This is a genomic window from Kitasatospora albolonga (assembly GCA_002082585.1).
Taxonomy (GTDB): Bacteria; Actinomycetota; Actinomycetes; order Streptomycetales; family Streptomycetaceae; genus Streptomyces; species Streptomyces stephensoniae.
The window spans coordinates 2991207-3009264 of sequence record CP020563.1; the positions used below are offsets into that span (position 1 = coordinate 2991207).

The 18058-nt window shown below is 72.3% G+C and carries 19 protein-coding genes and 1 pseudogene; 6 read left to right on the forward strand and 14 right to left on the reverse strand.

Going from position 1 to position 18058, the window contains the following annotated elements; all coding sequences use genetic code 11:
* Positions 1–52 precede the first annotated feature (52 nt).
* Positions 53–1690: a penicillin-binding protein gene (locus tag B7C62_12860; protein ARF73057.1), complete on the forward strand. Its 1638-nt coding sequence runs from the start codon at positions 53–55 to the stop codon at positions 1688–1690.
* A gap of 110 nt (positions 1691–1800) precedes the next feature.
* On the opposite strand, the gene B7C62_12865 is transcribed toward B7C62_12860, so the two are convergent.
* Together B7C62_12865 and B7C62_12870 are read right to left on the reverse strand one after the other, a co-directional pair.
* On the reverse strand, positions 1801–2181 hold the full coding sequence (locus tag B7C62_12865; GenBank protein ARF73058.1) for a hypothetical protein: 381 nt from the start codon (positions 2179–2181) through the stop codon (positions 1801–1803).
* Positions 2182–2340: 159 nt separating this feature from the next.
* Positions 2341–3492 (reverse strand): transcriptional regulator, encoded by a 1152-nt coding sequence (locus tag B7C62_12870; protein ID ARF73059.1) that lies wholly within the window; start codon positions 3490–3492, stop codon positions 2341–2343.
* 217 nt (positions 3493–3709) lie between these two features.
* Here B7C62_12870 and B7C62_12875 point away from each other — a divergent pair, with 217 nt between their 5' ends.
* Both B7C62_12875 and B7C62_12880 read left to right on the forward strand, forming a co-directional pair.
* On the forward strand, positions 3710–4228 hold the full coding sequence (locus B7C62_12875) for an aminoacyl-tRNA deacylase (GenBank protein ARF73060.1): 519 nt from the start codon (positions 3710–3712) through the stop codon (positions 4226–4228).
* Positions 4225–5076, forward strand: a complete 852-nt coding sequence (locus tag B7C62_12880) for an EamA family transporter (protein ARF73061.1) — start codon at positions 4225–4227, stop codon at positions 5074–5076. The genes B7C62_12875 and B7C62_12880 overlap by 4 nt, the downstream gene beginning before the upstream one ends.
* Before the next feature lie 30 nt (positions 5077–5106).
* Here B7C62_12880 and B7C62_12885 read toward each other — a convergent pair whose 3' ends face one another.
* The 3 genes from B7C62_12885 to B7C62_12895 all read right to left on the reverse strand — a co-directional run bounded on the left by B7C62_12885 (position 5107) and on the right by B7C62_12895 (position 7311).
* A complete protein-coding gene (locus tag B7C62_12885; protein ID ARF77136.1) occupies positions 5107–6312 on the reverse strand; it encodes a hypothetical protein in 1206 nt (401 codons plus the stop codon).
* 293 nt (positions 6313–6605) lie between these two features.
* A complete protein-coding gene (locus B7C62_12890; protein ID ARF73062.1) occupies positions 6606–6836 on the reverse strand; it encodes a hypothetical protein in 231 nt (76 codons plus the stop codon).
* Entirely contained in the window at positions 6829–7311 is a 483-nt protein-coding gene (locus B7C62_12895) for a hypothetical protein (protein ID ARF73063.1), read from the reverse strand. Before B7C62_12895 ends, B7C62_12890 begins: the two co-directional genes overlap by 8 nt.
* Before the next feature lie 609 nt (positions 7312–7920).
* Here B7C62_12895 and B7C62_12900 point away from each other — a divergent pair.
* Entirely contained in the window at positions 7921–8763 is an 843-nt protein-coding gene (locus B7C62_12900; GenBank protein ID ARF73064.1) for a hypothetical protein, read from the forward strand.
* Positions 8760–8972 carry a hypothetical protein gene (locus B7C62_12905; GenBank protein ID ARF73065.1) on the forward strand — a complete coding sequence of 71 codons (213 nt, stop codon included), beginning with the start codon at positions 8760–8762 and terminating at the stop codon, positions 8970–8972. The genes B7C62_12900 and B7C62_12905 overlap by 4 nt, the downstream gene beginning before the upstream one ends.
* Positions 8973–9018: 46 nt before the next feature.
* Here B7C62_12905 and B7C62_12910 read toward each other — a convergent pair whose 3' ends face one another.
* The 4 genes from B7C62_12910 to B7C62_12925 all read right to left on the reverse strand — a co-directional run bounded on the left by B7C62_12910 (position 9019) and on the right by B7C62_12925 (position 12545).
* Positions 9019–9951 (reverse strand): hydroxymethylbilane synthase, encoded by a 933-nt coding sequence (locus B7C62_12910; GenBank protein ARF73066.1) that lies wholly within the window; start codon positions 9949–9951, stop codon positions 9019–9021.
* A gap of 18 nt (positions 9952–9969) precedes the next feature.
* Positions 9970–10545: a hypothetical protein gene (locus B7C62_12915; protein ARF73067.1), complete on the reverse strand. Its 576-nt coding sequence runs from the start codon at positions 10543–10545 to the stop codon at positions 9970–9972.
* On the reverse strand, positions 10538–11518 hold the full coding sequence (locus B7C62_12920) for a hypothetical protein (GenBank protein ID ARF73068.1): 981 nt from the start codon (positions 11516–11518) through the stop codon (positions 10538–10540). Before B7C62_12920 ends, B7C62_12915 begins: the two co-directional genes overlap by 8 nt.
* Before the next feature lie 136 nt (positions 11519–11654).
* Positions 11655–12545 (reverse strand): transcriptional regulator, encoded by an 891-nt coding sequence (locus B7C62_12925; GenBank protein ARF73069.1) that lies wholly within the window; start codon positions 12543–12545, stop codon positions 11655–11657.
* Positions 12546–12661: 116 nt separating this feature from the next.
* On the opposite strand from B7C62_12925, the pseudogene B7C62_12930 reads away from it, so the two are divergent.
* Positions 12662–13857, forward strand: a pseudogene (locus B7C62_12930) (MFS transporter).
* Positions 13858–13876: 19 nt separating this feature from the next.
* On the opposite strand, the gene B7C62_12935 reads toward B7C62_12930, so the two are convergent.
* The 5 genes from B7C62_12935 to B7C62_12955 all read right to left on the reverse strand — a co-directional run bounded on the left by B7C62_12935 (position 13877) and on the right by B7C62_12955 (position 18047).
* Positions 13877–14362, reverse strand: coding sequence for a GNAT family N-acetyltransferase (locus B7C62_12935; GenBank protein ARF73070.1), 486 nt, complete (start codon positions 14360–14362; stop codon positions 13877–13879).
* Positions 14363–14403: 41 nt separating this feature from the next.
* Entirely contained in the window at positions 14404–15192 is a 789-nt protein-coding gene (locus tag B7C62_12940) for an oxidoreductase (GenBank protein ID ARF73071.1), read from the reverse strand.
* Positions 15189–16355, reverse strand: coding sequence for an esterase (locus B7C62_12945; GenBank protein ID ARF77137.1), 1167 nt, complete (start codon positions 16353–16355; stop codon positions 15189–15191). Before B7C62_12945 ends, B7C62_12940 begins: the two co-directional genes overlap by 4 nt.
* A gap of 142 nt (positions 16356–16497) precedes the next feature.
* Complete coding sequence (locus tag B7C62_12950; GenBank protein ARF73072.1) at positions 16498–17295, reverse strand: cobalt ABC transporter ATP-binding protein; 798 nt, start codon at positions 17293–17295, stop codon at positions 16498–16500.
* On the reverse strand, positions 17283–18047 hold the full coding sequence (locus B7C62_12955) for a cobalt ECF transporter T component CbiQ (GenBank protein ARF73073.1): 765 nt from the start codon (positions 18045–18047) through the stop codon (positions 17283–17285). The genes B7C62_12950 and B7C62_12955 overlap by 13 nt, the downstream gene beginning before the upstream one ends.
* Between the last annotated feature and the right edge of the window lie 11 nt (positions 18048–18058).

Sequence of the window (18058 nt, forward strand, 5' to 3'; positions counted from 1 at the left end):
GTTGCCCCCTGAACGTGTTCAGGGGGCGCTCTTGGGGAGGGGGACTGCACAGATGCGCAGTGGAGCGAAGGTCGCCGTGGTCGGCGGAGTGTTCGTCCTCGTGGCCGGCGGAGTCGGCTACGGGGCGTACGGCATGCTCGGCGGCGACGGGGGTGGCGGGGGCGGCATCGCCTCACAGAACGCGACGCCCGAGGTGAGGACGGGGCCGCCGAGCGCGGAGGAGACGGCCGAGACGGCGCAGGGGTTCTTCGACGCCTGGGCGGCCGGGGACGCGGCGGGCGCGGCCCTGCTGACCAACAACGAGGCCGAGGCGGAGCCCGTACTCACCTCGTACGGCGAGGCCGCCCACATCGGCAAGGTGAAGATCACGCCGGGACCGGCGGTCGGTACGAAGGTGCCGTACACCGTCAGCGCCACCGTCGCGTTCGGGGGGAAGTCGAAGCCCCTGACGTACGCCTCGGAGCTCACCGTGGTGCGCGGGCTGACGACCGGGAAGGCGCTGGTGGACTGGGAACCCACCGTCGTACACCCGAAGTTGACCAAGGGCGCCACGCTGAGGACGGGTGAGTCGTCGGCCCCGCAGATCGAGGCGGTCGACCACAACGGCGCCGTGCTCACCAAGGAGAAGTACCCCTCGCTCGGGCCGATCCTGGAGACCCTGCGCCAGAAGTACGGTGCGGTGTCCGGCGGTTCGCCCGGTATCGAGACCTGGATCGAGGCTGCCGAGGACGGGCAGCCGGACACCACTCTGCTGACCCTCGCCAAGGGCACGCCCGGCAAGCTTCAGACGACGCTCGACGCGGGCGCCCAGGCGGCGGCCGAGCGGGCGGTGAAGAAGTACGCGCAGTCGTCGGTGGTCGCGGTGAAGCCGTCCACCGGGGCGATCCGCGCGGTGGCCAACAACCCGGTGACCGAGTTCAACGTGGCGTTGCAGGGCAAGCAGGCGCCCGGCTCGACGCTGAAGATCGTGACGGCGGCGCTGCTGCTGGAGAAGGGGCTCGTCACGGCGGACGGGGTGACGGAGTGTCCCAAGGAGGCGATGTACCAAGGGCGTTCGTTCCACAACCTGAAGCACTTCGCGCTGCCGGAAGGCTCCACGTTCACCCAGAGCTTCGCCCGGTCCTGCAACACCGCCCTCATCAAGCTCATCGACGACACGAAGGACGACGCCGCGCTCGCCAAGGAGGCCCGGGACGTCTTCGGGATCGGCCTGGACTGGAAGACCGGTGTCGTCACCACCGACGGCAGCGTCCCCGAGGAGGTGGGCGGCGAGGCAGCCGCCCAGTACATCGGGCAGGGCACCGTCCAGATGAACGTCCTCAACATGGCGTCCATCACCGCCACTGCCCGCACCGGCACCTTCCGGCAGCCGGTCATCGTCCCGCAGTCGCTGGACGACCGGCCGCTGGCCACGGCCGCGCGCTCGCTGTCGCCCGCCGTCACCCAGCAGCTGAACACCATGATGCGGGCCACGGCGGCCTGGGGCACCGGCGCCAGGTCCATGGCCACGGTGGGCGGCGACAAGGGCGCCAAGACCGGCTCGGCCGAGGTGGACGGACAGGAGACCTCGAACAGCTGGTTCACCGGCTTCAGCAACGACCTCGCCGCGGCGGCGGTCGTCCAGACCGGCGGCCACGGCGGCGACGCGGCGGGGCCGGTGGTGGCCGAGGTGCTGCGGGCGGGCGGCTGAGCGGTCCGCAGCCGGGGGTGTACGGGGCACGGCCCCGCGCCCCTGGGGCGGGGGTGGAAGTGCCCCCGCCCCAGATCGCAGGCCGCAGGCCGTAGGTCGCAGGCCGCAGGTTAAGGCGCGAGCCTGATCGAGTTGATCGGGGTCAGGTTCACGTCCCAGTACGTCCAGGTGGGCATCTTCTCGCCGCAGCCCACCCCGTCGTACCCCGTGCACAGCTGCACGGTCGCCCCGCCGGTCTGGTTGTTGAACACCCGGTGGGTGCCGATCTGGTTGTTGAGGTTGTAGACGCCGTACCGGTAGTACGTCGCCTCGGGGCGGTTGCCGTTCCAGGACGCGCCCGGGTAGATGCAGACGTACCCGGACCGGCATCCCGCGTAGGTGTCCTGGGCGTCCCGGGCGTCGGGGGCACCGGCCTGCGCCCCCGCCCCCGTCGCCAGCACGGCCCCCGCCGTGAACATGAGCGCCACTGCCGCTCGTACGAAACTGCGCATGTCGTTCCTCCCTGCCGCCGGGCCCCTGGACCCGGCGCTCCCCTGTGGGACAGGTGATCGCGGTCGTCCGTCCGGCCGCCCCACGGCGTTCCCTCCGCGGGACCGGCCGGCCGGATGGCAGAAGCGTGGCAGCGGGCAGGCCGCTCGCGCCGCACCCTTTCACCGTGCTGAAACCGTCGCGGGTTCAGCCGCCGCCCCCACTCCGGTCGGCCAGTACCCACCCGCCCCCGCCGTCTCCAGCAGCCGCCGCCCGAGCGGCGTCGGGAGGTGCAGCACGCACCGGCCCTCCTTGCGGCAGGCGGTGAGGCCCGCCTCGCGCAGGATCGCCAGCTGCTGGCTGATGTTGGGCAGCGAGCAGCCCACCGCGAGGGCCAGTTCGGACGTCGTGGCGCAGCCGCGCGAGGCGACCTCGTACAGGAGCGCGGCGCGCGTCGGCCCCAGCAGCCGGGCGAGCGGGGCACCGGAGACGACGGGCAGCCCGGGACCGGCAGGGGCGAGGGCAGACTCCACCGGCTTCTCCACCGGATAGACCAGCACCGGCAGCAGCGCCGCGTCGAACAACGTGATCGGCCTGCGCCAGCAGAAGTACGAGGGCACCAGGAGCAGTCCGCGCCCCGCCAGATGCAGATCGCGCTCGACCGGGTACGTCACCTCCAGCACGGGCGGGCTCCACCGGGCCATCGGGCGGAAGGTCTCCAGCAGGGCCCGCACCCCTCCCACGGCGAGTTCGCGGGAGCGCCAGGCGACGTCCGAGGCCACCGCCGCGTCGATCCAGGGCCGGTACGGGGCGACGAACCCCGCGTCGTACGCCGTGAGCAGCCCGCCCAGCGCCCGGAGCGCCCCCGCGTCGCCCCGCGCCAACGGCTCCCCCGCGAACGGCCGCACCCGCGCCCCCGGCACCGTCGCCCCCGGCCCCCGTACCCCCGTCCGTACCGACTCCGTCAGCAGGGTCAGCTCCCGGCGCAGGCGGCTCCGGGGCGTGGACAGCACCCGGTCCACGCCCTGCCGCAGATCGACGGTGCCGCCGTCCACGGCCGGGGTCAGGAAGTCGGGGATGTACGGCCCGCACGGCACCAGGCTCCGCAACGCGAGCGCGACCGCACGATCCGTCCCACCACCGCCACCACCTCCTCCTGCTCCCCCGGGGCCCCGCAGCCGGGCCGCCACCGCCCGCCGCCACGGCCCGAACGCGAGCGGGCCCTCATCGGTCTGGAGCCGGCAGAGGCTGCACACGATCTCCCAGAGCGGGTCGGGGCTCCGGGCGAGACGGACGTACGCCAGATCCTGGGCGGTGAAATGGATGCGCAACACTATTTCCCCCTTGTCGCACTTTCCTGTATATATCGCCCTATCACTGTGGCGTGGCCGACCGAAGTCACGGTCACCACCGACGACTTCCGGCCAAGCGCGAGGCAGGGATTGACCGGATGACCTGGCGAAAGGGCGCGAGGGCGCACACGGCGAACCGGCCGACCCGCCCCCCGTAACCCCCTCGCGTGCCCCCTACAACGACCGCTAGCGTGCGGCCATGAACACACCCGAGCCCACCGCGGCCACCCCCTCCGCACCCGTCTCCCCCGCCCACCCCCGTTTCGCCGAAGCCCTGGCCCGACTGGGCCTCCAGGTGGAGGTGCGCCGCTTCCCCGACGCGACCCGCACGGCGGCCGAGGCGGCGGCGGCGATCGGCTGCGAGCTGAGCGAGATCGTCAAGTCCTTGGTCTTCGCGGCGGACGGCGTCCCGGTGCTGGTCCTGATGGACGGTTCGTCCCGGGTGGATGTCGAGCTGGTACGCCGCGAACTCGGCGCGCAGAAGGTCGAGCGGGCGGACGCGGCCCTGGTCCGGGAGACGACCGGCTACGCGATCGGCGGCGTACCCCCCTTCGGCCACGCCACGAAGACCCGCGTCCTGGCGGACCGCCGCCTCCTGGACCACGCCGTGGTGTGGGCGGCGGCGGGCACCCCGCACACGGTGTTCCCGCTCGACCCGAAGACGCTGATCGCCCACGCGGGCGCGACGGTGGTGGATGTGCGCGAGCCCGCGAAGTGACCCCGCTGGTCGTGCTGGCGGTCCTCATAGCCGCCGTCACGCACGCCGCCTGGAACGCCATCGCCCACGCCATCAAGGACCAGCTGCTCTCCTTCACCCTGATCTCCGGCGGCGGCCTGCTCATCGGCGCGGCGATGGCCCTCTTCGTCCCGCTCCCGGCGGCCGGGGCATGGCCGTACCTCCTCGTCTCGGCCGCGCTGCACGTGGCGTACATGCTGCTGCTGATGCGGTCGTTCACGCTCGGCGACTTCGGCCAGATGTACCCGATCGCCCGGGGTACGGCCCCGCTGGTGGTGACGGTCCTCGCGGCGGTCTTCGTCGGCGAGCGCCCGGACGCCTGGGCGACGACGGGCGTCGCGGTCGCCTCGGCCGGACTGGTCGGGCTGGCGCTCTGGGGCATCCGAGGCTCCGGCACCCGCCCGCACTGGCCCGCGATCGCGGCGGCCCTCGGCACGGGCCTGGCCATCGCGGGATACACGACGGTGGACGGCGTCGGCGTACGGGCCTCCGGCACACCGCTCGGTTACGTGGCCTGGCTGATGATCCTGGAGGGCCTGGCGATCCCGGCGTACGCGTACTACCGCCGCCGCTCCGCACTGGCCGCCCAGCTCAAGCCGTTCGCGGTACGGGGCCTGCTCGGCGCGGCCCTCTCGGTGGTCGCGTACGGACTGGTCCTCTGGGCCCAGACGAGGGCCCCGCTCGCCCCGATCGCGGCGCTGCGGGAGTCGTCGATCATCGTGGGCGCGGCGATCGGCACGCTGTTCTTCAAGGAGCGCTTCGGGGGGCCGAGGATCGCGGCGGCGGGGCTGATGGTGGTGGGCATCGGCCTGATGCTGCATACGAGTTGACCCCGCCGCCTCACCCTGGGCCGGGTCAGGTCAGGCCACGTTCGGATTGACCGGCCGCTCATTGCCCGGGGCCACGCGCCTGCCCTGCCCGCGACTGCTGAGGACGACGGTCTTCATGGTGACGTGGGGGTAGTTCCGGCTGTAGTAGCCGTCCGTCCAGGTGTCGTGGAAACTCTCCGCCGTACTGATGGTGTACGTCCCCGAGTCCGGGGTCGTCTGGTTGCTGCCGGCGAAGGCTTCCAGGGTGATGGTGTCGGTTCCGTCGAGCCCGACGACCGCCGCCGCGTGGTACTGCGACATGACGGTGTCGCCGGGGTTCAGGGCCACCATCACGTACGCCTGCCCGACGGCGGGAGCGGCGTCCCTGTTCGCGTTCCCCTGGAAGGCGGCGGCCCGCTCGCGGTTCGACTCGTCCGAGACGCCGAACGCCTTGGTCCCGGTGTTGGTACGGATGCTGCTGTTCGCGCCGTCGCCCAGTTCGCCCACGGCGTTGTGCATGATCTCCTCGGCCGTGTGGAGGCAGTCGTCCAGGATCTGCCGGGCGAGCTCGTACTCCTGGTAGTCCCCGGTGCCGAAGAGGTTCTGCGGCGCGGTGGTGGTCGGCCGCAGGGCCGGGGAGAAACTGGCGTTCGGGGTGCCCACCCTGATCCAGACCGAGGTACCGCCATGGACGGTCGCGAACACCCCGCCGGCCGAGACCCGCATGCCCTGGCCGAGGGAGCTGGCCTGGTCCGCCCAGCGCTGCACGGCCGGTTCCCCGGACGGTCCGGCCTCCGACCGCTCGCCCTCCCGGTCCTTCGGCGCGGCCCCGCTCATGGCGCGGCGCGCGTTGCTCTCCGCCTCCCGTTCGAAGCGGTCGGAAGGGTCGGACACCCTCAGCCCCGCGCCGTTGTCGGTGCCCGCGACGGGTCCCTGGCGCTGCTGGATGACATGGGTGAGCTCGTGGGCGAGGGTGTGCCGGTCCGCCCCGCCCTCACCGATGACGACATGGTGCCCGGCGGTGTAGGCGCGGGCGCCCACTTCGGCGGCGGACGCCCTCGCCGTACTGTCGTCGTGGATGCGGACGTCGGAGAAGTCGGCACCGAGGCGGCTCTCCATGTCCGCCCGCGTACTCCCGTCCAGGGGCCTGCCGTTGGTCCGCAGGACGTCATGGACGGTGGACCGCTGGACCGGCACCTCATCGGCCGGATGACCGCACCCGGCCCCGTGCCGGTGCTCCTCCCGCGCCCGGAGCATCCGCTGCACGACGACGGCGTTGCCCACGGCGGGCTGGAGGGCGAGAAGTCCCGGGAGTGGTCCGCGTGTTGCGGTCGGAGGGACGGTGGCGGACCTGCGGGCCGCCGGACCGGAGTCGGCCTTGACGTTCGATCCGGCATGCGCGTGGTCCGGCACGGAGGCTTCTTTCGTCGCGGTGGGCACCCTCGTTCCTGCTTACGCGGACGGCGCGCGGAACACCAGGACCGCGAGGGCAGAGATACGGAACCCCGGGGGCAGCCGTCGGCCGTCCCCGGGGCATCGCCGTACATCTCCTACGACAACGGGCCTGCCTCTCCCCCGCCGGACCTCAACTTCGCTACCAGCAAGGCCCATTCGGCCTCGGCACGGTCGATCTCCCCCATCGCCTCCATGGGTTTCGGTACCGGCCCGCCGTCAGCTCCGATACGCCGCGAGGCGGCCCGGTAGAGCTCGTACCAGCACCCGTCGAGGGCATCGAGCGCGCGCCCGATCCGGCGGCGCGCGTACGCCTGGAGCTCATCCATGCCGCGCCTCCACGACGGGCTTCCGCCCCGGTTCGTCCACGGCCGGGCGCGGCGCGAGTTCCGCCCACACGTACTTCCCGGGGCCGTTCCGGTCGCCGCACCCCCAGTCGTCCGCGACGGCCGCCACGACGAGGAGCCCCCGACCGCCTTCGGCCTCCCACCGGGGCGCACCCGGCCGGGGCAGGCGGGACGACGCGTCGTGCACCTCCACCCGGAGTCCACCGTCCCGGAGCAGGAATCGCGTCTCGACCTCCCGCCAGGACGAACCCCCGGCATGGCGAACGGAGTTGGTGAGCAGCTCCGAGAGAACGAGCAGCGCGTCCCCCTCGATCGCCCCGAGACCCCAGCCCGCCAGGGCCGTACGCAGCCCGGCGCGCGCCAGGCGTACGACCTGCGGGTGCCGCTTCCAGCGCCGTACGACTTCGTCGCCCTGCGCGCCCTGTCCGCTCTGGTCTCCCTGCTCGACGTGAGCCATCAGCGGGTCACCTCCGGTCGCACGGAGCGGAGTTCACCGTCGACACCGTGCAGCGAAGGCCACCCTTCGCGCCGCCGCCCTCCCCGCAGACGCTGCTCGGCGCGCTCCCAACGGGCGTACGCGGCAGAGGAATACGGGCCATAAGGACGGCAGGGTGTCACCGCGCTCAGCAGGGCGGTGCAGCACACGACAAGCACCCGGACGCGCCGCACGGGCGGGGCGGAGTGCGGCTTCCCGGCCAGGCAAGGCGGTTGAGGCGAGTGCCTCAGGCTTAAGCGGCGGAAGAATGCCTCGAAGAGGCGGGCGATAAACTGGCGCATGTCAGCGCTCCTGTCAGCGTTGACCACACCCCGGGACGGCCACCACCGTTGCCGGGGTTCTCTCTGCGCGCTCCTCGAATGCGGGCGCACGTGTACCAAGACCCACGACTCAGCGTGATTCTTGCCACTCCAAGTGTGACGCCGCGCCAGACGAACGGCAAGCTTGACGAAGTAATTGGCAATTTTGCCACTCACAAGGGGCGTGCGCCCGAACGCGCGCTCGAGAACTGGAAGTTCACCAAGCGGGTGGGGGAAACTGATCAGCAGTAGATCTAGGGGGTAGTACGGCATGACCGCACCTACCGTGCGCCGTCGTCGGCTCGGCTCGGGCCTGCGACGCCTCCGCGAGGACGCCAAGCTCACACTCGAAGAGGTCGAGTCCAGGACGGGGTTGAGCGCTTCCAAGGTCTCGCGTCTCGAAAGCGCCACACGAGGGGCACGCCCGGTAGACGTCGAGGTGCTGATGAATGCCTACGGGCTCGTTGACTCCGAAGTCAGAGCGTTCCTGCTCACTCTGGCCCGCGATGGAGGAAAGCGCGGCTGGTGGCAGTCGTACGACCTGGTTCCGGTGTACGCCGATCTGATCGGCCTGGAATCAGACGCCTCGTCAGTCAACTCGTACGAGCCCCTGCTCATCCCCGGCCTGCTTCAGACAGCCGCCTACGCCCGCGCGGTCATCGGTGCCATCAGCATGACGGCACCGCCCGAGGAGATTGCACCACTCGTCGAAGTACGCATGGCCCGCCAGTCCGTACTCACCCGTCCGAAGCCTCTGAGGCTCCGGGCCATCATCCATGAGGCGGCCCTGACCGCCAGGGCGCCCGGGCACGGAGTCATGCGTGATCAGCTGCAACGCCTCCTGGACGTGGCGGAATATCCCCACGTGACCATCCAGGTGCTGCCCGCCGACGCGGAGCTGCATCCTGGCACGGCAGGCGGATTCACCATACTGAGCTTCGGCCAACCGGGCTTGGATGTCACTCTGCTCGAACACCTGGACAGCAGCCTCTATATCGAGGAGCCGGCAGACGTGGCACGGTATTCGGAGGCGTACGAACGACTCACCGCCACCGCGCTGCCGTTCGAAAAGTCGCTGTCCCTGATCGCCAGCAAGAAGGAAGCACATCAGTGAGCACGTTCAGCCCCGCTTCTCACAACGCCCCTGTCGACTGGTTCACGTCCAGCTACAGCGGCGCGAACAGCAATTGTGTGGAAGCCGGGTATCTCGGCGTTGCGATCGCCGTACGCGACACCAAGGACCGTGAAGCCGGAACCCAGTTCTTCGGCCCGGCCGCCTGGGGTCCTTTCGTCACAGCCGTGAAGAACTACGACCTCACCTGATTCCGGCACACCCGGTGTGGGACCCGCCCTGCGGGGCGGGCGGCCCTCAGTGGGCGATGCCGTCGATCAGTTCCCTGGCCCCCTGACGCAGCAGGCTGACCGCGACGGAGGTGCCCAGGGTGGCCGGGTCGAGCGCTCCGGCCCATTCATGGGCGTTGAGAACGGTCTTGCCGTCGGGGGTGAAGACCTTGGCCCGGAGCGACAGGTCGCCGTTCCGTTCGACCTGGGCGTATCCGGCGATGGGGCTGTTGCAGTGCCCTTGGAGCACGTGCAGGAACATCCGCTCGGCGGTCGTCTCGCGGTGTGCCGCCGGGTCACCGAGACCGCTGACGGCATCGATGAGTTCAGTGTCACCCTCACGGCACTGCAGGGCGAGGACGCCCGCACCGATCGGCGGGCACATCACCTCGGGCGACAGGATCTCGGTGATGACGTCGGGGCGGCCGATGCGCTCAAGCCCGGAAGCGGCCAGGAGCAGCGCATCGGCCTCGCCTGCGGCGAGCTTCTCCAGCCGCCGGTTGGCGTTGCCGCGCATCGGTACGCAGAGAAGGTGCGGGTGCGACGCGGCGAGCTGGGCGCTGCGGCGGACGGACGACGTTCCGATGCGCGTCCCGGCGGGAAGCTCGTCGAGGCGCAGGCCGCCGGGGTGGATCAGCGCGTCACGGATGTCGTCGCGCCGGAGGAAGGCGGCGAAGGCCGTGCCTGCGGGCAGGGGCCTGTCCGCCGGGATGTCCTTGACGCAGTGCACCGCGAGGTCGGCTTCCCCGGCCAGGAGAGCGGCGTCCACCTCCTTGGTGAACGCGCCCTTGCCCTCCACCGCGCTGAGGTCGCCCATCCACTTGTCGCCCGTCGTCCTGACCGGGACGACCTCCGTACGGGTGCCGGGGTGGAGCACGGCCAGTTCGGCGCGGACGCGCTCCACCTGGGCGAGCGCCATGGGCGAGTCGCGGGACACGATGCGGATCAGTTCAGCGGACATGCCGCTCACGATAGACCGTCAGATACGGGTTCCGACGAGAAGCCCCGATGCCCATGTTGCCAACGTTCCAAGCAAGTTGGACTGCTCGGGCAGGTGTGCGAGAAATCTGTCGACACGTGCTTGGTGGTCGCCGGGCCAGGTGGGCTGCGGCAGCAGATCATCGACAACGTAGAGGCCGCCCGGCTCCAGCAACCCGATCAGATCGTCCAGGCGGTGGAACTTTCCTGGTCTGCAGTCGACGTAAGCCAGGGCAAGAGGTGGCCCGGCGTAGTTGTCGAGCCAGGTATCGGCATCAGCCGTCACGAAGGACACCCGGGTGTCGTGGGCCAGGTGACGGGCGGCGACGGCCTGGTGCTCGGGATTCATCTCGACGCTGGTCAGGTGGGCGTCGGAGCGCATGCCGTGAAGCAGCCAGGATGCCCCGGCGCCGACCCCCGTCCCCAGTTCAACCATGCGCCCACCGGGCTTGGACGCGGCGAGCGTGGCGAGAAGGGAGCCGGTCCGGTCCTCGCACGACATGGCGAATCCGTGGCGGGTCGCGTCAGCGAGGACGGCGTCGAGGGCGGCCGGGCGCACGTACGGGCGGTCATCCACGGGTCTGCTCCAGGTACACGGCCACCTGTTCGGCGGCGAACGTCAGCACGTGGTCCGCGCCCGCGCGCCTGAGCATGGCGATGTACTCGGTCATGCCCTCGGGACCGAGCTCCCTCAGGGCGGGCCACTCACCGGAAGTGGAGTACGCGACGAGCGGTGCCTCATGGTCGGCTCGGAGTCGTACGAGGACATCGACTGCGGTCATCACCGGCTGAAGGGTGAGTGAGTCCGCCCCCTCGGCGATCCAGCGGCGGGCCTGGACCACGGTGTCGCGTTCGGCCCGGCCGGGTTCGAGCTGGAGGCCACGCCGGTGGCCCACAACCGGATCGGTGGCCATCAAGGCTTTGAAAGGCCCGTACAGCGTCGTGTGGATGGCCAGGTTGGGGTTCACCCCCACATCGCGGAGCCCCGCACCGTCCAGAGCCGCACGAACGGCACGCACTGATCCGTCGAGCATCGCGGTGGGCGATACGACGTCGGCCCCTGCCTCGGCGTGCTGAACCGCCATGGCGCCCATCAGCCGGTAGGTCGCGTCGAGGTCGATGTCCCCGGCAGAGGTCCGCAGTACGCACTCCCCGCCGCTGGTCCAGGAGCAGCCGCACACCTCTGTGGTCACGGCCAGGTCCGGTGCGGCGGCCTTGGCCGCTGAGACCGCCAGGACCATGAGGTTGCCTGCGGATACGGCAGCCGACCCGGCGCTGTCGCGATCGTGGCCGAGGGCGAATGCCTTGATGCCGCGGATGCCGAGTTCGTTCCAGCGGGTCGCGGTCCGCCGAACGTCCGAAAGCGCCACTGCCCCGGGAAGGCTCCCGACCCCGGGGTGCCCGTCGGGGAGGGCGAGGAGCGGAGCGCTGAGGTCTCCGGCGGTGAGCGCGGGGCGTGCGTAGAGGGCTCGCACGGCGGGCCGGGCGCGTGACGGGTTGACGCCATCGGGGCCGGCGGCCGGTAAAGGCCCTTCGGTGAGTGTGGTCATACGCCCAGTAGATACCGACACCACGTCGGCAACGTAGAGCGCACGGAATCAGAACAGGGAGCGCGCGCGGTGCGCGAGCACTCCCCGCGGGGCAGCCGAGCGGCCGGATGCCCAGAGCCCTCCGGCCGGGCCGTACTCATCCCGTCGGAAGCTCGGAAACTTCGAAGTAGCGGTCCGCCAGCGGGTGACCATGGCGGGCGGGCATCACCAGGTGGACGGGGACGTCGGGGGCGTTCTTGAGGCGGAGGCGGCGCAGGCCGGGGTGGTGGTGGCGGAGCATGACGGGTTCCGGGGCGATGCCCACGCCGTGTCCGGCCGCGACCGCCTCCAGCCATTCGTCGAAGTTGTCGGCGGTGCAGGCGAGTTCGGGACGCCGGTCGCGGGGCCACAGGTCGGGGCGGGTGGTCCCGGTGACCGTGTTCACCACCAGGGGTACGTCGGCGAGTTCGGCCCAGTCCACGACCCGGCGGCCGGGGAACAGCGCGCTGTCGCGGGCCACGACGGCCGTGCGCGGCTCATGCAGCAGCACCCGGCTGTGTACGGACGCCTCGGCGGGTATCTCACCGCGCACCACCGCGATGTCACAGGCGCCCGTGTCCAGCCCGGCCAGCGGGGCGTCCTTGCGCACCAGGCGGACGCCCGCCCCGGTGGACCGCTCGAAGGCCGTCGTCAGGGCGGCGCAGGCAGCCGGAAGCTGAGAGGTGAACCCGAGCCTCAGCAGGGCGTCCCGGCCCGTGCCGCACAGGGCGGACTCCAGCCGGGCGAGGAGCGGGGCGAGGTCGTCGTACAACTTCCTTCCGGCCACCGTCAGTTCCACGGTCCGGGTGGTCCGGGCCAGCAGCGGGGCGCCGAGGGTCTCCTCCAGGGTGCGCACCGTGCGGGTGAGCGCGGGCTGGCCGATCCGCAGACGGGCGGCGGCATGGGTGAAGTTCAGCTCTTCGGCGACGGCGAGGAAACCGCGCAGGTGGCGGAGTTCTACACGGGACAGATCCATGCCGCCCCAGCATAAATGCGCTGCCCACGGCATTTCCCCGGAAGAACGGAGCCTGCCTACGTTTCCTGCGTCCGCCCCTCCGGAGGGGCGGCAACCGGAAGACGTTCGCATCAAGGTCGCATCACGTTCGATCAAGGGAGTTGGCGCGCGTGCGCAGAATCTGGTTGCTGATGCTGGGGGCCTTCACCCTCGGGCTCGACGCCTATGTGATGGCCGGGCTGCTGCCCGCCGTGGCCGACGACCTCGCCACGACGGTGTCGCTCGCCGGGCAGATGGTCACCGTCTTCACCCTCGCGTACGCGGTGAGCGCGCCGCTCGTCGCGGGGCTGCTGTCCGGGGTCTCCCCGCGCCTCCTGCTCATCGCCTCGCTCGCCGTGTTCACCCTCGGCAACGCCCTGACCGCGCTCAGCCCCTCGATCGCCGTCCTGCTCGGCTCCCGGGCCGTGGCCGGCGTCGGTGCGGGCGTCTACTCCGCCCTGGCCACCGCCGCCGCGTCCGCCCTGGCACCCCAGGGGCGGCAGGGCCGGGCCCTCGCCCTGGTCATGGGCGGTATGAGCGCCGGAACGGCCCTCGGGGTCCCCCTCGGTGTGCTGGCGGCCGGGCACGCGGGGTGGCGGGCCACCATGTGGCTGGTGACCGGTCTCGGCGTGGTCGCCCTGGCGGGCCTCGCCGTACGGCTGCCGGGGATTCCGGCGGAGCCCCAGGTACCGCTGCGCGCCAGGTTCGGCGCGCTGACCGACCGCCGGGTGGCCCCGGTCGTCGGCGTCTCGTTCCTGGCGGCGGTGGCGAGCCTCGGGCTCTACACCTACCTCGCCCCCGTCCTGGCCGCCACGGGCGGTGTGCACGAGAACGCGACCGCCCCCTACCTCTGGGCCTGGGGCATCGGCGGTGTCCTGGGCAGCGTCGTCGCGGGGCCGCTGCTGGACCGTACAGGAAAGGCCGTGGCCCTCGTGACCGCCGTCCTGGCGGGCCTGGTCCTCGCCGAGGGGGCGCTGCCCCTGCTCGGCGCGGCGGCCTTCCCCGCCCTCGTCCTCTGGGGCGCCTCCGGCTGGGCCCTGCAAGTCCCCCAGCAGCAACGGCTCCTGGCCCTGGGCGACGGGACCGGTACCGGGACGGTCGCCCTGGCCCAGAACAACTCGGCCCTCTACCTGGGCAGCGCGGTCGGCTCGGCCCTCGGCGGCCTCGCCCTCGCCGGGGCCTTTCGGCCCGGACCCTGCCCTGGGCGGCGACGGGAGTGGCCGCGCTCGGGCTCGGGCTGCATCTGCTCACGGGGGGCCGTACGCGACGGACGGGGGCGGCCGATGCCCCTCAGAGCCGTACAGCCCGCTGCGGGGCGGAGAAGTGACCCCGGCCCGCACCCCGGCCTACAGCCTCCCCTCCCCGTCCCACTCCGCCACCACTTCCCCGTCCTCCTCCACCCCCGTCGGGCGGAAGCCGAGCGCGGTGTACAGGTGGGCGGCGGCCTCGTTGGCCGGGGCGTAGGAGAGGCGGACCGCCGTGCAGCCGGGGCGGGCCGACAGCCAGGTCGCCAGGGTGCGTACGGCGGCTCCGCCGATGCCCCGGCCCTGGTGGGCGGCGTCGATCAGCATGCCGCCGATCCAGTACGAACCGTCCTCGTCCCGCGCCCACATGATGTGGCCGGTCACCTCGTCGCCCGCGAGCACCGCCAGGGAGTTCCAGGTGTCCTCGCGGGCCGTCAGGACGAGGTAGCGGGCGGCCAGGGCCGGGACCCAGTCGCGCTGGTCGTCGCGCGGGGCGCTGTCCGCGACCGCCCGCCAGTTGTCCGCGTCGATGGCGTGGAGGGTGACGGGGCGGCCCGAGCGGTCCGTGTGGTCGTGCGTGATGATCATGCGGGGAGGGTAAGGGCGCGTTCCGGTTCCGGGCCAGGCAATTACTCCCCGGCCGCCATCGCCTGCCGGAAGCCCGTGTTCACCGCCAGGATGCCGCCGTCCACCCGCAGCGTCGTCCCCGTGATCCAGGACGCGTCGGAGGAGGCGAGGAAGGCGACGGCGGACGCGATGTCCTCGGGGGTGCCGACCCGGCCGAGCGGGTAGAGCGCGGCTGCTCGCTCCAACTCCGCGTCGCGGCCCGACCAGGCCGCCGTGCGGATCGTGCCGGGCGCCACCAGGTTGACCCGTACGCCGCGCGGCCCCGCGTGGCCCGCCAGCGTACGGGTCAGGCTCGCCAGGCCCGCCTTGGCCGCGCTGTACGCGTGGCCGCCGAAGTCCTGCTCGCCGTTGACCGAGCCGATGGTGACGATCGCGCCCCGGCCCGAGGCCACCAGGTGCGGCAGGGCGGCGCGGGCGCAGCGGAAGGGGCCGGAGAGGGTGATGTCCAGGTCGTGTTCCCAGGTCTCGTCCGGCTGGTCCTCGAAGAGCTCGGCGTCGTCGGTCGCCGCGTACGCGTTGTTGACCAGCACGTCCAGGCCGCCGAAGGTCCCGACCGCGTACGCCACGGCCGCCTCCACCGCCGTACGGTCCGCCACATCGCAGGCCAGGGAGTCGGCGGTGCCGCCCGCCTCGCGTATCGCCGCCGCCGTGCCGGAGGCGCGCCCGGCGTCCAGGTCGGTGACGAGGACCTTGGCGCCTTCCGCCGCCAGGCGGTGGGCCGTTGCCGCGCCGATGCCCTGGCCGGCGGCGGTGATCAGGACGCTGTAACCGTCGAAACGCGTGGATGTCATAGCGCCGACCGTACTGCCCTGACCAGTGCCTGGGCACGGGGGTCGGCGGTGACTCCCTTCTGGAGGCCGTTGGTCACATAGCCCAGGGCGATGCCCGACTCGGGGTCGGCGAAGCCGAGCGAGCCGCCCCGGCCCGGGTGGCCGAACGAGCCGGGGCCGAGCAGCGGGGCCGCCGGGCCGTGCAGCATGTAGCCGAGGCCGAAGCGGGTGTTGACGACCAGGACCCGGTCGGGCCCGGCCGACTCCTCCGTGCGGGCGAGGGTGAGCGTGGCGGGGGCGAACAGGCGGCGGTGGCCGTCGACCGGGCCGAGCATCGCGGCGTAGCAGCGGGCCAGGCCCCGGGCCGTCGCGATGCCGTTGGAGGCGGGGAGTTCGGCCGTACGGTAGGCGGCGTCGTTCTCGTCGGGGAGCGGGTCGATCGCGCCGAACGCCCGCCGGGTGAGCGACTCCGGGTCGCGGTACGCCTCGACCACCGAGCGCTTGGGGCGTACGCGCAGGGCGCCGGAGACCTCCCCCGGCGCCGGGGGCTCCACGGGGCCGATACGGCCGATGCGGTGGGCCTCGTCCGCCGGGAGCCCGAACCAGAAGTCCAGGCCCAGCGGGCGCGCGATCTCCTCCGCGATCCAGCGGCCGATGGTGCGGCCGGTGGCGCGGCGGACCAGTTCGCCGATGACCCAGCTGTACGTCTGGGCGTGGTAGCCGTGGTCCGTGCCCGGCTCCCACTCCGGGCGCTGCGCGGCGACGGCGGCGGGCCCGGACACACCGTCGGCGGCCTCGGCGGGGGTGAGGGGGCGGTCCAGGGCGGGAATCCCGGCGCGGTGGGCCAGGAGGTCGCGGACCAGGACGCGTTCCTTGCCGTTCGCCGTGAACTCCGGCCAGTACGTGGAGACCGGGGCGTCCAGGTCCACCTGGCCGCGCTGGTGGAGCAGGAGGGGGACGGCGGCGGCGATGCCCTTGCCCGCCGAGCGCACGATCTGGACGGTGTCGACGGCCCACGGTTCGGTGCCGTCCACGTCTCTCGTACCGGCCCAGAGGTCCACGACCTTGCGCCCGTCGCGGTAGACGGCGACGGCCGCGCCGCGCTCGCCCCGCTGCTCGAAGTTGCGGACGAAGGCGTCCGCGACCGGTTCGAACCCCGGCGCCACCGTGCCCCGTACGTCCACGCCCACGGCCGTGTCCGCTCCGGTGTCCGCTCCCGTACCCGCCGTGCTCACTCCCGCGCTCCCGCTCATCACCCCATGGTGCACGGCCGGGCGGGTCGGGCGGGGAGCGGGTCGGCGTCACCACCGCACTGTCACGATCTGTTTACGGGGACGGAACGGTGACCGAGCCCGGGTCGAAGCCGAACGGCAGCTCCAGCCGGTGCGCGCGCATCAACTCCTCGTCGCAGAGCAGCCCCTGCGTACGTCCGTCGGCGGCGATCACCCCCTCGCTGAGGATCACCGCGCGCGGGCAGAGCTCCAGCGCGTACGGCAGGTCGTGCGTGACCATCAGCACCGTGACGTCCAACGAGCGCAGGATGTCGGCCAGTTCGCGGCGGGAGGCCGGGTCCAGGTTGGAGGAGGGCTCGTCCAGGACGAGGATCTCCGGCTCCATCGCGAGGACCGTGGCCACGGCGACGCGGCGGCGCTGCCCGAAGGAGAGGTGGTGCGGCGGGCGGGCCGCGTACTCCGCCATGCCGACCTGTTCCAGCGCGCGCACCACCCGCTCCTCCAGCTCGGGGCCGCGCAGCCCCGACGCGGCCGGGCCGAAGGCGACGTCCTCGCGGACCGTGGGCATGAACAGCTGGTCGTCCGGGTCCTGGAAGACGATGCCCACCCGGCGCCGGATCTCCGGCAGGTTCCGCTTCGCCACCGGGAGCCCGGCGACGCGGACCGTGCCCGAGCCCGCCGCCAGGATGCCGTTGAGGTGCAGGACGAGCGTGGTCTTGCCCGCTCCGTTGGGGCCCAGCACCGCCACGCGTTCGCCGCGCCCCACGGTCAGGTTCACCCCGAAGAGGGCCTGGTGGCCGTCGGGGTAGGCGTAGGCGAGGCCGCTGACGTCGAGCGACGGGACGGGGGCCTGGGGCACGGCGTCCTTCGGGGAGAGGGTCACAGGGTCCATCCCAGCAGACAGACCGTGAGCGCGAGTACGGGAAGGGCCGCCGCGTACGCCCACTGGGCCCGGGTCGCCGTCACCTCGTCGATGACCGGCATCGTGCCCGCGTACCCCCGGCTGACCATGGCGAGATGGACGCGCTCGCCCCGTTCGTACGAGCGGATGAACAGGGCGCCCATCGAGGTGGCCAGGACGCGCCACTGCCGTACGCCGCGCGCCTCGAACCCCCGGGAGCGGCGGGCGATGGACATGCGCCGCATCTCGTCCGTGATGACGTCCCCGTACCGGATCATGAACGAGGCGATCTGCACCAGCAGCGGCGGCAGTCTCAGCCGCTGGAGGCCGAGGAGGACGGCCCGCAGTTCGGTGGTGGAGGCCAGGAGTACGGAGGCGGCGACGCCCAGGGTGGCCTTGGCCAGCACGTTCCAGGCGCCCCAGAGGCCGGGGACGCTGACGGAGACGCCGAGGACCTCCGTCTGCTCGCCCGGCACCACGAACGGCATGAGCAGCGCGAACGCCACGAACGGCACCTCGATGACCAGGCGTTTCAGCAGGAAGCCGGGCGGGATGCGGGCCACCGCCGCGACGGCGGCGAGGAGGGCCGCGTACAGCCCGAAGGCCCACATCGCCTCGCGCGGGGTGGAGACGACCACGAGCACGAAGCAGAAGACGGCGGCCAGCTTGCAGTGCGGGGGCAGCCGGTGGACCGGGCTGTGCCCGTGCCGGTAGAGCTTGTGGGCGTGGCCCGTCGCTCCCATGGGTCAGCCCC

Excerpts from the sequence above, each read along its gene's own strand:
- B7C62_12875 (ARF73060.1), top strand. The coding sequence starts at position 3,710 with ATGAACACACCCGAGCCCACCGCGGCCACCCCCTCCGCACCCGTCTCC.
- B7C62_12900 (ARF73064.1), top strand. The coding sequence starts at position 7,921 with ATGACCGCACCTACCGTGCGCCGTCGTCGGCTCGGCTCGGGCCTGCGA.
- B7C62_12895 (ARF73063.1), bottom strand. The coding sequence starts at position 7,311 with ATGGCTCACGTCGAGCAGGGAGACCAGAGCGGACAGGGCGCGCAGGGC.
- B7C62_12925 (ARF73069.1), bottom strand. The coding sequence starts at position 12,545 with ATGCCGTGGGCAGCGCATTTATGCTGGGGCGGCATGGATCTGTCCCGT.
- B7C62_12885 (ARF77136.1), bottom strand. The coding sequence starts at position 6,312 with ATGCTCCGGGCGCGGGAGGAGCACCGGCACGGGGCCGGGTGCGGTCAT.
- B7C62_12860 (ARF73057.1), top strand. The coding sequence starts at position 53 with ATGCGCAGTGGAGCGAAGGTCGCCGTGGTCGGCGGAGTGTTCGTCCTC.
- B7C62_12955 (ARF73073.1), bottom strand. The coding sequence starts at position 18,047 with ATGGGAGCGACGGGCCACGCCCACAAGCTCTACCGGCACGGGCACAGC.
- B7C62_12950 (ARF73072.1), bottom strand. The coding sequence starts at position 17,295 with ATGGACCCTGTGACCCTCTCCCCGAAGGACGCCGTGCCCCAGGCCCCC.
- B7C62_12910 (ARF73066.1), bottom strand. The coding sequence starts at position 9,951 with ATGTCCGCTGAACTGATCCGCATCGTGTCCCGCGACTCGCCCATGGCG.
- B7C62_12865 (ARF73058.1), bottom strand. The coding sequence starts at position 2,181 with ATGCGCAGTTTCGTACGAGCGGCAGTGGCGCTCATGTTCACGGCGGGG.
- B7C62_12890 (ARF73062.1), bottom strand. The coding sequence starts at position 6,836 with ATGGATGAGCTCCAGGCGTACGCGCGCCGCCGGATCGGGCGCGCGCTC.
- B7C62_12935 (ARF73070.1), bottom strand. The coding sequence starts at position 14,362 with ATGATCATCACGCACGACCACACGGACCGCTCGGGCCGCCCCGTCACC.
- B7C62_12920 (ARF73068.1), bottom strand. The coding sequence starts at position 11,518 with ATGACCACACTCACCGAAGGGCCTTTACCGGCCGCCGGCCCCGATGGC.
- B7C62_12940 (ARF73071.1), bottom strand. The coding sequence starts at position 15,192 with ATGACATCCACGCGTTTCGACGGTTACAGCGTCCTGATCACCGCCGCC.